Raw genomic sequence first — 13057 nt, forward strand, 5'->3', positions numbered from 1 at the left:
TACGCTGGGATTCCCTGGTGCCCCGCCACTGGAGCGAATGGAAATGGCCCATCGATGACCTCCGCGACCTGACGGACTTCTGGGTCGTTGGCATCGTTGGCATTGGGTTGATTCTCATCACATGGGCCATCTGGAGAACGATCGAGGTCGGGATAAGGACAGGACGATACCTCCGGCTGGCAAAGAAACTCGGATCCAACGGTGCGCTGTCACAAACGCGCTCAGGGTGGAGCCAACGCAAGGGATGCAGGTTGGCATCGGATTTCAACGACATGCTGGTGGAAGTGCCGCGTGCGGGCGCGCCGCTCGAAAGAGATCTAAAGAGGTGCGGCCCCGCGTCCGAAGTATTCAACACCGCAAGCATGGGTCAGGGAATCGTCGGCAGCCGCCTGCTGATGGCGACTCCGGCCATCCTGACTGGACTCGGGGTGCTCGGCACCTTCGTCGGCCTGGCAATGGGAATCGGAGGGCTCGATCTCGGATCGGAAAACATCGAAGACCTGGACAAGAGCATCTCTCCGCTCATCAAGGGAAGTTCCACTGCCTTCGTGACCTCGGTCTGGGGTGTGACTTGCAGCATCCTGTTCACCCTCGTCGAAAAGATCCTCGAATGGTTTGCCGTGCGTCGCATCCGGAGCGTGCAAACCGCTTTCGATTCCCTGGCACCCCGCTACACCCCGGAAGAGAGCATGATCGCCCTGCACCGTTCCTCATCCCAGCAGGAAGAGATCCTCAAGGGGCTGGCGGTGGCAATCGGCGAGCAGATGCAGAAAGCGATCAACCGGATTGGCGAAGGGATCACCGAAGCGGTCAAGGAAGCTCTCGGAGGCCAGGCACAGGATCTTGGCAAGATGAGCGCGGATCTGATGTCGAAAGCGCTGACTGATGAACTCGCCAACCTGCAACAAGCAGTCACTGGGATGTCAGACGGTTTCAAAACGGAATTTGGTGCTGCCAGCGAAAAACTTTCGTCCACAATTTCGGGGTTCGACACTCTCCTCAATGGCGTGGACTCGACCGTTAAGTCATCCCAGACAGCAATGACCCAGGCGGTCGAACGTCTCACGGCGCACGAGGAAGTCGTAAAGGGACTGCAGGAGGGAGCCGCAAACCTGCAAAAGGCGGCAACCGAGCTGAGTTCCATGCGCGAGACATTCACCCTTTCCGCCGAGAAAAATGCAGAGGCTGCTGGCGCCCAGGAGAAGGCTGCCTCCAAGAACGAGCTGGTCGCTGACAAACTGGATAAGATCGGGGACAAGTTGCCCGAGGTGCAGGAGGCCGTTGCCTCTGGAGCCCAGATCATCGCCTCGCTCGGCCAACCTCTGCTCGAACTGAAAGAGATACTTAGCAAGACCCCGGAAATTTTAGGCGGACAGGCGGAAGAGCAAGCGGTTCGTGATGAGAAGCGGTCGAGTCTGCTGCTGCAACAGACCGAAGTCCTTGCAAATACGGTCGCGGAGGCAGCAACGAAGTTTGCCCAGATCGAAACGCTGGCTACGAGCCTGAGCACTTCGGCAGTGAGCCTGGAGAAGGCTGGATCGGCACTTGGGCAGCTGTCGGCAAACATCAGCTCGGCATCGGAGAAGCAAGTGGCGGCCGCAAATGCATCGGAGAAAGCTGCGGCGGCGGGAGAGCGCGCTGCGGAGAAATTGGAGCCGATCCCGGGATCCTTGGAGGGCTTGTCAGGGACGCTGGAAACCGCGAGTTCCAAGATCAAGGAGGGAGCGGATGCGGCACGTGATGTTTATCGGGAGCTCGTGGAGCACCAGAAGCAGTGGATTCAGGGTGTCGAACTGGGCCTGACCGCGATGCGAGACCGACTTCAGGACATCCTGGATCAGTATGGCGAGTCCGTCGAAGGCAACACCCGGAACCACATGGAGCTTTGGACTCGGGCGGTGAACGAATCGCTGAGCAAGTTCTCGGCCCAGGTTCAGATCCTTGAGGGAGCCGTCACCGACCTGACTAACGAAATGAACAACTGATGTTCCGCAGACCACCAGAGAGCGAGAAGCGAAATGGCGATGAGGAAAATCCGTTCCTTCTCTCCTTTTCCGACCTCATGGCGAGTCTGCTGGCCATCTTCATTCTAGCTCTGGTGGTGATGATGATCCAGCTTCACCTGAAGCAGAAGGAACTGGAAGAAGACAGGCAGAAGGTAAGGCTTTCGTTAATTGAGCTCCGAGAGAGCCTTGCCGAGATTCAGGAGACGCAGCAGGCCGTGGCCAGCGCTCTCGAAGGCGTCGGGCTCCGGGAGAAAAGCCTGGAAGGGATGCTCGAAGAGATCCAGAAGGACTTGAAGGAGCAGGGAATAGAAGTGCTGGTGACTGAGAATGGCACGGTGCTCCGCATCCCCGAGAAGGCACTGTCATTCGGGCTCAATCGTTTTGAGGTTCAGGAGCGTTATCGCCCGGCCGCAGACCTGATCGGTGCGGCCCTCGTAAAGGCTCTGAAAGCTGAGGCCAACAGGCGCATCTTGGATACGGTTTTCATTGAAGGCCACACGGATGCCGTTCCGAATCGGCGAGAGATGGGCAACTGGGGACTCAGCACCTACCGGGCGATTTCACTCTGGCTATACTGGACTGAGGAACCTGGGAGCTACGCGGAACTAAAGGCGCTCAAGTCCTTGGCTCAAGACAACGGGAACGGAGAGCGCCCGTTGATTTCGACCAGCGGATACGCGGAGACCCGCCCGACCGGAATGCCCCGGCCTGAGGAACTCGCGGACGATGACCCGGGGAACCCGGCGGATCGACGCATCGACATCCGGTTTACCTTGGCGTCTCAGGAAAAGAAAGACCTCACCGGTCTCAAGGAGAAGCTCCAGCGGATGCGATCAAAAACCGATGAGCTAATCGACAAGCTGGAGGGATTGGAATGAGTGCGTTTGATCTCAATTTGAAACCCTTGAAAGAGCCCAAGCTAAGCATTCCTCAGCTGGAGAAGCGGATCAGGATCCTCGACCGCATCACCAGTCACCTCAGCGAGCAAGGTTCACTTGAAACGCCGGATCAGGTCGCCGAATTGCGGAGGCGAGTGAAGGCTGGCTACAATGCAGGGAATAAGTTTGACGATTACACTGCGATTCCACGGCGAGAATCCCAGTTGCTGTCGCTGTATTTGATGGATCTGGGCGATGACGAAACCCGGCAACTTTTGCCGCCCTTCGACGAGGAAATCGCAACGTCAATCCTTGGTAATTGGACACAGAACCTCAAAAAGCATTTGCGCAGGCAGGCGACCCAACTTTACTTCGCCCACTACGGGGAAGATCGGATCGGGGCGCTGGGATTCCTTGCGGACCGGCTAGGTGCCTCTTGGAGAATCGAGCCGGAAGACCGATTGTTCGACGACGCGTCCAGAGCCTACCAGAGGCATGCCGATTTACTCTTTGTCGCCGATGCTCCAAGCAAGATTGCCAAACAGAGAGGCGTGGGCGAGTCAATCAAGGACTTGGCTGCGCGATTTGGAGTGCCGATCGAAAGCGAGTTCCGCGAACGGCTCTTTGAGGAGATGATCGTGGCGCGGATCAGGGACACCTCCCCGGATGAAATCAATGAGGAACTCGATACTCTGGTGCTTGAATCCAAGGAGCGCCGAATGCGGTCGGGCTATCCATTGGGAGCGGAGGTCATCCGGATCCTGATCGATCGGTCGATCTCCGAGTTCAGTGAGAAAGTGCCATCAGGGTGGAAGGAGAAGATTGTGACCTACTCGTGTGATCCCCGTTTGCCAGATCCGGCTGAGCAGTCCCGTTGGTGGGGATGGGCCGGACAACGGCAAAAAAACGTTGCACTTCGGGCACTTACCGAACTCACGCTTCGGCAGTTTATCGAACTCTTGAGGAAGAGCTTGGGAGGGACCGCTGCCGGCGAGCCATTTGAGAAACGGGCTAAGATGCTGCTCAAAATCTTCGATCTGGGAAAGGTTATCGATGCGCGGTTGATCGTCGACGTTTTGACCTATGATCGTTTGACTCCGAAGATGATCGAAACTTTGAGGCCTCTCAGGACGAGCGGGGGACGGGAACTCACCAGTTTCGTTTGTCTGCGATGTACCGACGACGTCTATTTGATCGAGGGCACGCACAGCTTCGCGCTGCGAGGCTTTCTAGGAGGTGAATCTTTTCCGATCCCAACCCTTTGGAGCGCAAATCCAGGTCGGTATTTCGACGACAGCTGTTTCAGAATTTCAGAATACAAATGCCACATCTTCCAGCGCCATCACACGGGTGATTGGCTGTGGGATTTCGACTATCAGCTACGCCAGCGCCACATCGAGTGGCACGGCCTTTGAACTCCGCACAAAATGGCTATTTTCCGCGAAACAATTCCACTTGGGTGGTCATACGACGACCAAGGCATCGCTGTTTTTTTCAAGCATAAGAAGGATTTTGATAAGGTTAGTCTGGGGTTGGCAAAGGGACGGCTTGCCGATGCCTACGGGCGATTCCAGCAACTCCTGGAATCTGGGGAGGCATCCGTGCAGGAGACGCGAGGGGGCGTGTATTTGCCCGGGGAGGATGCGGTTCGCCTGGACGCCGGAACCCGGGAGTGTTTCGGGCTTCCAACTGCATGGCCCGGTTCATTGATCCTGGAGACCCACAGCGTTCCGAACCTTTGTGATTTCGCAGCGAAGCTTAGGATCGTTGATCCATTGGGACATCGGATCGACTCTTGGAGTTTGCGAGGTGCCATCCTCGAAGTGGGAGAGGAACGGTATCTTCCCGATCCTGAGACCTACGCCTGCTTGGCTGGCTACAGACAATGGCAGTCCTTGGAGGCGAAGTCTGAGGTAGACCATCTCCGGCTCATTCATGTGCTCACCGATGCAGCGAGCCGCGGGTGCCGGGCTGATGCCTCGTCCGCCGGCAAGATCGAGATTACGACAGCGGTGGAAGTGACTGTCGACGCTAGGGACCAAAAGGACGGATCGATTCTACTGACCCCGGTGCCAATCACTGAGGAACTCGGGCGCTTACTCGGTGAGGCAGACAAGAAGGGGAATGATCCGGCAGCGATTCTCCGCAACTATGTCGGCAAGATCGCGACCAGAGTGGCCCAACTCGATGCCGATGGGGAAGAGGCAATCCTTCGCATCGGGAACACCTTGGTGCTTCTTGACCCGAACCAAACCGAGCAGGCCCGATCCGTCGCGCGATCAAGGAGGGTTCCACCACGGGAGGCGGCGAATTTCCGCAAGGATCCGGCCAAGTGGCTTGCAGACCACCAGTTCGTCCATGGTGAGGTGGAGTTCCTGCCCCGGGTGATCGGCATCGGTGAGTGGGCCGGAGGTTACCTGGGGGCGGCCGGTGAGTTGGGGGAAAAGATCGACTGGTTCGACAAGAAGCCTGAACCGGAGAAGGAGCGGAAGCCTTCTGATGAATCTAATGAGGATGCTCCTCCCAAAGATTCTGAGACGATCGAAGACGACGTCGATCCGAACCGACAGGTGCCGATTATCGAATCGAACGACGAAGAGTTGAGGTGGGGGCTGCGCACGAATGGTGAAGCTGAAGAGGGAGTGATCAGTATCAAGCCTGACTACACGATCTATCCGAGGTCCCCCTTCCCCCACCAGAAGGATGCTGTCCAGTGGCTCGGGCTTCATGCAGAGAGATGCGGAAAGCCTCAGCGATGGTCTGAGGAGCAGAAATACTGGGGAGCCGGAGCCCTATTCGCCGATGACATGGGCTTAGGCAAATCGCTCTCCACCCTCGTCTTCCTCAGGGAATGGTTTCTGGCGTGGCGAGAGAAAGTCGGACAACCCGCACCCGCATGCCTGATCGTCTGTCCGCTGTCGTTGGTCGAGAACTGGGCCGGCGAGATAGCCAAGACCTTCGGCGATGCTCTTTCGCCATTCAGCAGGGTCGTTCAGGCAATCCCGGCGGCGGAGCTCGGTCGATTTCATGCAATCCCTAACGGCAAAGATGTTGTGCGTCCTGGGCTGAACGGAGAAAGCGGCAAAGTAGAGCAGTATGGCCTCACCTTTGGCAACGGTGATGAACAGAGTCTCGACATGCCGGGAACCGTGGTTCTCACGACTTACACCACTCTGCGTGACCATCGTTTCTCCTTTGCTGGCTGCAACTGGAGCGCCGTCATCCTCGATGAGGCTCAGAACGTTAAGAATCCCAACGCTCTGCAGACCATTGCTGCAAAAGCCATGAAGGGGTTCTTTCGGGTGGCCCTCAGTGGGACACCGGTAGAGAACCACCTGGGTGACCTCTGGTGCCTCATGGATACGGTCGAACCCGGTGCACTCGGGTCATTCAAGGACTTTCGATCCCGTTGGATTCACCCGATCCGACAAGACCCGTCGAGGATGCAGGAGATCGGTGAGTCCTTGAGAAAACACCTCGATACCCTGATCCTGCGCCGCACCAAGGAAGAGGCCCTGGAAGGTCTCCCAAGCAAGGCGATCTTGCCGGTTAGAATCCCGATGACGAACGAGCAAGCGGAGATCTACGATGAGATTCTCCGCTGCGCGAACGCAGCAGCTGACCTTGAAGAGGGCACAAGGAAAACCAACCAATGGTTGGCATCAATGTGGGAACTCCGTCGAGTCAGCCTGCATCCGGACTTGTCGGGAGACGCTGCCGGCACACCGGCTTCAAGCGAGACTGAGAGCCGCGCCTATTTTGGCAAATCAGGAAAACTCAGGTGGCTCTTGGAACAACTGGACACGATTCGAGGTGATGGGGAGAAAGTCCTTCTTTTTGCGGTTCAAAAAAAGTTCCAAGAGCTGCTCCGCCGGCATCTATCGATCATCTACGGGGTCAAGATCTCGGTCATCAACGGGGACACGAAAGCTGTCGCGAGCGGCCGTTCTAACGAGACCCGGCTCGGCCTGATCGAGGAGTTTTCAAAGGCCCCCGGCTTTGGTATCTGCGTTCTTTCCCCCATCGCGGCAGGAGCCGGGCTCAACATCACGGCCGCGAACCATGTCATCCACCTCGAACGCCACTGGAATCCCGCGAAAGAAGACCAAGCCACCGACCGCGCCTACCGGATCGGTCAAAAGCGTGATGTCCGCGTGTATCTCCCCCTGCTGGAGCACCCGTCGCGCCCAATCACTACTTTTGATACCGGCTTACATCGGCTCATCGACCAGAAGAAGCAGCTCGCAGGCTCGCTGGGACTGATCCCAACGCAAGCAGTCGGCCAGGAAGAACTTTTCGGCGAGATCTTCGGCAATGCAGAAGCCAATGGTGATCACAGAAGCCGCCCGATTGGTATTGCCGATGCCGTGAAGCTCTCTTGGGACCATTTCGAGGCATTGATTGCATGCCTTTACGAGCGGGACGCCGAAAGGGTGATCCTGACTCCTCGGGGACGAGACCATGGGGCTGACGTATTGATTCTCGGACACAAGACCGAAGGAAACATCCTCATTCAGGTCAAAACCACTGCTGCATCAAAGCTCGACAGCGAAGCCGCCATTCGGGAGCTGAAGGGAGCGGAACCATTTTTTGAGAATGCCATGAATCAGCGGTTCCCAGTGAAGCGGCTTCATACAAACGCCAAGCACTTTTCCCGTAGAACTATCAAGGCGGCCAAACTCTACAAGACGGATGCACAAGGTCAGTCATGGTTGGAAGAGAACTTGAAAAGAGTTTCAGTGACCATGGCCGAGATAATTTCAAGGAACGCGCATCGAGAATCGATCTGATGATTCGTAGGTAGCCCGAAATACCTGACGTGACCGTGTCATTATAGAATGACCAAGGCACCTGCCTGACATCATCCAACCTCAAGAAGCCCGCCCGGCCCTGTGCCTCGGCGGGCTTCTTCGTTCCACACCTAGCCGACATCCCAAATGATTCCACACCTACACAGACACATCTCTCATCCCTGTCAGCCCATGCTGCGATCCCAACGCCGTTTCCCAAACCGGAAATGGTTTCTGATCCCGCTCGCGGGGTTCGCCTTGGTGCTCGCGCTTGCATCCTGCTCGGAGCCGACGCCCAAGCCACCACCGATCCCGGTCACCGACACGAAGCCCGTCGGCGACGGGCTGAAGATCATCGGCTTCTCCCTTCTCGGGGGAGCCGTCGTGTCCGTCCTCGGCAAGATGATCCGCTGAAACCATGAGTCTTCGCGGCTTCCTCTTCCGGCTCATCATCATCCTCCTGCTGACCTGGATCATCGGCTCCATCACCGAATCGTTCTGGGCGGGTCTCTACTTCGCGGTAGTGCCCTTCCTGTTCTACGAAATGGTGCGTCTCAGGTGATCCAGAGCAGGACAACCCATTCCTACTCATGAATCCCATCCCATACCTGAAAGCGTTCGCCTGGATCTCCATCGCCGCCTTGTGCTGTTCGATCTTTTCGGACTTTTGGCTGCCCATACTGATCGGCGCGGTGGTCATCACCGTGCTCGTGAAACTGGCGACCCCGCCGAGGGTGTAACCGCCACGGCAATAGCAACGCACCTCACACAAGACCCGCCCCGGCACTGTCCGGAGCGGGTCTTTCCATTCTCCTGACCTCCATCGGAAACACGCGGCGCAATCAACCGCAAAACGCATTCACCACACCCGCCGGGTCCGCGTGGCCCGGCGGGTTGTTTGGTTTTTAGCTCAGCAGCAATTGTAGCCTGATTTGCTAGTCATCTCCGCCACCATGCTTTCTCAAATCACAGCGCTCCCATTTCCATCCGTAACCTGCTTTCACCTTGCCGCCCAACGGCTCTCGGATCAACATAACCGCAATGCCATGAGCCAATCAATCCAAGAGCATGCGACTGACCAAGAACCCGCTGGTGATGAAACGGCTCTTGACCCGGCATTGGCTGAAAATTCCAGCAAGCACCCGGCGGCCAATACAGTCTCAGACGCGCCCGAGGCCACAGATGTCAAATCCCTCGTGCAAAATGCTCTGGAGCGATGCCAGGGGCTTCTTTTTTGCGATGTTGCATCCCGTGGGCTGTCCACTGGCCTCAGTCTATTGGACGAAATGAGCAACGGTTTGGAACCCGGCAGGGTCTATTTGATCGCGGCACGTCCCTCCATGGGCAAGACCTCCCTGCTCCTGCAGATTCTGGCAGAGGTGTGTCTGAAGCAGCAGATCCCATCCCTTTTCTTCACCGGCGACCTCTCTGTCCCTGAGGTTATCGACAGACTGGTCTTCAACCGGGCCATGGCGCCTCTCCACGCGCTTACCGATCCCGCATACACTCCTAACAAAGGCGACCTAATGCGCATCCAGAAATCCGCGCATGAACTGGCTGGCTCGGGACTGATTCTGGACGGCATACGGGACCTGACCATTGAGGCGATCGCAGCCAAAGCTCGTGATGCACGTGCCGAAGCTGGCCTTGGGTTCATTGTGATCGACCACCTCCATTTGATCCGGTCGGAATCCACTCCGTCCGAAACCTCCCGCAAGCGTGAAACGGTTAGGGTAATACACGAAATCAGAAACCTCGCCCTGGAATTGGGATTGCCCATTCTCGTGAGCGCCCATCTAAAACGCCGGGCTGAGGGACGCTTGCCAAGAATCGGTGACATTAGGGAGGCGGGTGCCATCGAACACGAAGCCGACTTCATCGGACTGCTTCACAGGGAACCTCCGATCACGGACGAGGAATGTGTTGAGTTGCTGGTCGCTAAAAACAACAACGGTCCTCCTGGTGCCATCAGGCTCTTCCTGACCAAGGAAATCCAACGCTTTGAAGAAGGCCCGGTCGTTCCAAACGAGGAACAGGAGATGATCCGGGCATGGAGGAACTACAAAAGCGAAAAGAATTTTCCGTGGGAAGGCGGTTGAATGCTAGTAAAAACATGATCTGAGCCGTGTCAGAAAAAACTTCTAGTATTTTTATTTATTATGTCTTCTTTGAAAATTTTGAGCTTTTTTTTGGCAAACAAGGAGGCGTCTGCCGAGTTGATTTCTTCCTCACTTTTGCTGGATAAAGACCTTATTAGTAGCGAGCTTTATCGGCTGAAAGAGCGCGGATTGACGCAATTTAGCTCATACGACTATTCATGGTCTTTAACAGAGAGGGGACGTTTCTATGCCAGTGATAATAGAGTAAAGATTTCTGTTTCTAAATCGACGATTTCTGATGCCCAAAAAAGCACGCCTCAAAAATCAAATCCGCGCGTATTCAACGCTGGCGACGAAGTGAAAATCGAAATTGGCGATGTAGTGAAAATCAAATTCGACGACGAGAGTTATTCATTTTCTTTTACCATAGTACGCGGCAGAACTTCATGGGATGATCGTCGTATCGGTCATGAGGCTCCGCTCGCTGAAACCATAATGCAAAGAAAAGTAAAGCTTGGGCTCGACTCGAGCCTGTCTGTAAATGGTCGATCTTTCCGCGTAATCGAGGTTCATAGGAGAAATCAGGAGTGAAGTCCGGTGTAAAGAGCTTTTAATGGCGCCGCTTCTGCTGAAGAGGTCGTGTTCGACTAGCCGACCGACCCCGTATAGCAGAACGTCTGTCGCAATCTCGCCCCGCAACCGTGATGCCCGAGCGGAATTCCATCCAGCCCGGTGTCATTAGGTATTGAGAGAAACCGTAGGTATCTTCCCTCAACGCCATCCATTCGCCCGGTGGGAGCTTTTCTGCTCCCGCCGGGCGGCTGGTTCACCTATCATCCCGCCTCATAGCCGAGGCCAATCCTCACCATTTCAAAACCATGTACGAACCCATCCAAGCACCCGTCCCCGACCTTTGGACAACCGGCTCGCGCCGCCGTTCGGTGGTGATCGAGAAAGTCTGCGGCTTCCATCAGCTCGACAGTTACAGCTGCGGAGCCGCCGCCGTTGCCACCGTGATCCGTGCCTACACGAATTATCTGAAGCCCAAACACTGGTTCACGACGCTCCGATACACCAATCCCCAGCCATGCGGCGGCACACCCACCCGGCGGGTTCGCCGTGCGCTCCACGAGCTGGGATTCAAGACAACCATAAAGCGGTCGTTGAACGCCGCCAACGTCAGTGAGGCGATCCGCCAGGGCGACATGATCATCACGACCGTCCAGATGCCGGGGCAGGAGGCCGACTCCACCCACTGGATCGTTGTCGCCGGCTGCTCGCCCGATGACGTTCTCATCCTCAATGCCACAGGCCTCCCCCTGTTCAGCAAAAGGTGGATTCCGTGGGAGGTAGTCAGGACACGCCGCGACCGCCGCGAAAGCGTCATCCAGGTCCACACCGGACTCGCCGCCTGGGTGTCCGACAGATACCCGGTCGAGACCTCCGAGAAGCGCAGCAGCCGTTGGATCGCGAGAATGAAATAGCCACCAAGCCACCCCATGAACCTGCTCATCCCTCCCTCCAACATTTCGCGACAGTGGCACCCGTGCCCGAACTGCGAGGCATCGATCCCGATCGACGTCATGTCCGTAATCGAATCCGATAACGACTTCGCCCACTTCTGCATAAAGCGTCTCAACCGGGCGCAATGCTGCTTCTGCGGCTCTCAGGTGGAAGCACCGGTGCGGGTCACCATGATGCCGAATTGCGAAGAAATCCCCGACCACGATTGCGTCCCGCTCGCGTTGCTGAAAGACCCGGAAATCCTCGACGATCTCCTCCACAACACCCCGGAGGGTCTGCGAAGGGTCCATTCCTACGATGAGCTGGAGCGCTCCGTCGAGGCATGCATCCGGCTGCATGTCCGCCGCAAGGGGCTCACCATGGAAGAGTTCGAGGCGGAGTCCTCCACGTAGGAGGTGCTTCCCAGACCGCATCCACCATCCACCGCATCAAGGCGGCTCCCTCACCGGGAGCCGCCTTTTCTGTATTTCAACCCCTCTCCCCGCATCCGCGTTTCACACGCGGACACGGGAGCCACCTGGCAATCGCCACGGCAGGCTCCCGGGTGGGGGCCGTCGTGTCGTTTGCCTTTCAACAACAAACCGAAAGGAAACCCCAAGATGAGCCCAATGATGGAAGAAATGTTAGTTCACGAAGTTGTGCCACGCCTCAAGAAATCCGTCCACACGATCCCGAAGGTCGGACATGAAGACGACGAGGAAATCGTCCAGGACGCCACCTTGATGGCGGCTCGGATGATGGACTCGGCGGAGCAGGCGGGCCGCAAGTTCACTGCCGGAAACATGGCGTATTACGCCACCAAGGCCGCGAGAAGCGGACGCCGCAGCTACTACACCGGCCGCAGCGACGTGTTCTCGCCCGGATGCCAGATCGATGGCAAGGCGCGTCACGAATGGCTGGATGATGAAGTCGAGTTCGAGACCGGGGATTCCGGAACCCTGCACGATGTCATCACGCCCTATCACTATCAGGGCCAGGAACCCGACCCAGCCGAGGAAGCCGCGCGCAACGTCGACTGGGAGAGCTTCCTTGCCTCGCACCCGCCACGCCACCGCACCGCCATCCTTGTGTTGGTGGAAGGAGGCACCATGCGTGAGGCTGGCAAACGCTGCGGTCTCAAGGACAGTGCCGCCCTAGTGCTGAAACGCCGCATCGCCTCCGACCTGATCGAGTTCTTCGGAGAGGATGTGATCCGTCGTTTGCTCGATGGAGTGAGACCCGGCTGGGAGTCCGACTTGCGGATGTCGCGCGAGCGGCACCTTTGCCATGTGGCCAGGGGATCGGATGCGTCGCCCCAATCGAAGAGATGATGTCATTCCCGGAGTCCCTGACCGTGGGGCTCCGGGGCATGGCTTTTTTTATCCGGCTGGACACCTCCGCAAGGCATGTTCGGTGTCCATGAAACCATACCAGCAAATCGCACCCCAGTGGCTCACCATTGAAGGAGCCACGAAATACTCAGGACTGTCCGATGGCACCATCTGGACTTACATACGTGAAGGCCACATCGTCTCGGCCAACATCGTTCTTCCCGGCAACAGTCGCGGCAGGCGACTCATCAACAGGCCGAGCCTTGATGCCTTCATCGAACGCTACGTGGTCGGCACCAGACGCGAGGCGGATCAACAGCAACGGGCTCTGCTGGATCTCCTTTCCACTGCCGCCGACGCAATCGCCGAGGCTCGCAGGATCACCGCCGGAGTCCGGGATGAAAATGATGACGACTTTCCGTCGGTCATTTGAAGGTTTGTTCGAGGCGC

General features: G+C 57.0%; 13 protein-coding genes. All 13 read left to right on the plus strand.

All coding sequences use genetic code 11. The annotated features are described in order from the left end of the window. Positions 1 to 17 precede the first annotated feature (17 nt). On the plus strand, positions 18 to 1985 hold the full coding sequence (zorA, locus tag HZ994_18140; GenBank protein ID QTN34157.1) for an anti-phage defense ZorAB system ZorA: 1968 nt from the start codon (positions 18 to 20) through the stop codon (positions 1983 to 1985). Then, positions 1985 to 2884 carry an OmpA family protein gene (locus HZ994_18145; GenBank protein ID QTN34158.1) on the plus strand — a complete coding sequence of 300 codons (900 nt, stop codon included), beginning with the start codon at positions 1985 to 1987 and terminating at the stop codon, positions 2882 to 2884. The genes zorA and HZ994_18145 overlap by 1 nt, the downstream gene beginning before the upstream one ends. A gap of 26 nt (positions 2885 to 2910) precedes the next feature. Next, positions 2911 to 4299: a hypothetical protein gene (locus HZ994_18150; protein ID QTN34159.1), complete on the plus strand. Its 1389-nt coding sequence runs from the start codon at positions 2911 to 2913 to the stop codon at positions 4297 to 4299. Between the two features lie 12 nt (positions 4300 to 4311). Then, a complete protein-coding gene (locus tag HZ994_18155) occupies positions 4312 to 7674 on the plus strand; it encodes a restriction endonuclease (protein QTN34160.1) in 3363 nt (1120 codons plus the stop codon). Positions 7675 to 7866: 192 nt separating this feature from the next. Continuing rightward, entirely contained in the window at positions 7867 to 8088 is a 222-nt protein-coding gene (locus HZ994_18160) for a hypothetical protein (protein QTN34161.1), read from the plus strand. Between the two features lie 4 nt (positions 8089 to 8092). Beyond that, on the plus strand, positions 8093 to 8236 hold the full coding sequence (locus HZ994_18165; protein ID QTN34162.1) for a hypothetical protein: 144 nt from the start codon (positions 8093 to 8095) through the stop codon (positions 8234 to 8236). Positions 8237 to 8264: 28 nt separating this feature from the next. Then, positions 8265 to 8414 (plus strand): hypothetical protein, encoded by a 150-nt coding sequence (locus tag HZ994_18170; protein ID QTN34163.1) that lies wholly within the window; start codon positions 8265 to 8267, stop codon positions 8412 to 8414. A 306-nt stretch (positions 8415 to 8720) separates the two neighbouring features. Beyond that, complete coding sequence (locus tag HZ994_18175) at positions 8721 to 9773, plus strand: DnaB-like helicase C-terminal domain-containing protein (GenBank protein QTN34164.1); 1053 nt, start codon at positions 8721 to 8723, stop codon at positions 9771 to 9773. Positions 9774 to 9833: 60 nt separating this feature from the next. After that, positions 9834 to 10364 (plus strand): hypothetical protein, encoded by a 531-nt coding sequence (locus HZ994_18180; protein ID QTN34165.1) that lies wholly within the window; start codon positions 9834 to 9836, stop codon positions 10362 to 10364. A gap of 287 nt (positions 10365 to 10651) precedes the next feature. Continuing rightward, positions 10652 to 11257: a hypothetical protein gene (locus tag HZ994_18185; GenBank protein QTN34166.1), complete on the plus strand. Its 606-nt coding sequence runs from the start codon at positions 10652 to 10654 to the stop codon at positions 11255 to 11257. 15 nt (positions 11258 to 11272) lie between these two features. After that, entirely contained in the window at positions 11273 to 11689 is a 417-nt protein-coding gene (locus HZ994_18190; GenBank protein ID QTN34167.1) for a hypothetical protein, read from the plus strand. A gap of 228 nt (positions 11690 to 11917) precedes the next feature. Then, positions 11918 to 12607 (plus strand): hypothetical protein, encoded by a 690-nt coding sequence (locus tag HZ994_18195; GenBank protein QTN34168.1) that lies wholly within the window; start codon positions 11918 to 11920, stop codon positions 12605 to 12607. A gap of 88 nt (positions 12608 to 12695) precedes the next feature. Further along, positions 12696 to 13040, plus strand: a complete 345-nt coding sequence (locus tag HZ994_18200) for a helix-turn-helix domain-containing protein (protein QTN34169.1) — start codon at positions 12696 to 12698, stop codon at positions 13038 to 13040. Positions 13041 to 13057: the final 17 nt, after the last annotated feature.

The organism is Akkermansiaceae bacterium, from assembly GCA_017798145.1.
GTDB lineage: Bacteria > Verrucomicrobiota > Verrucomicrobiia > Verrucomicrobiales > Akkermansiaceae > Luteolibacter.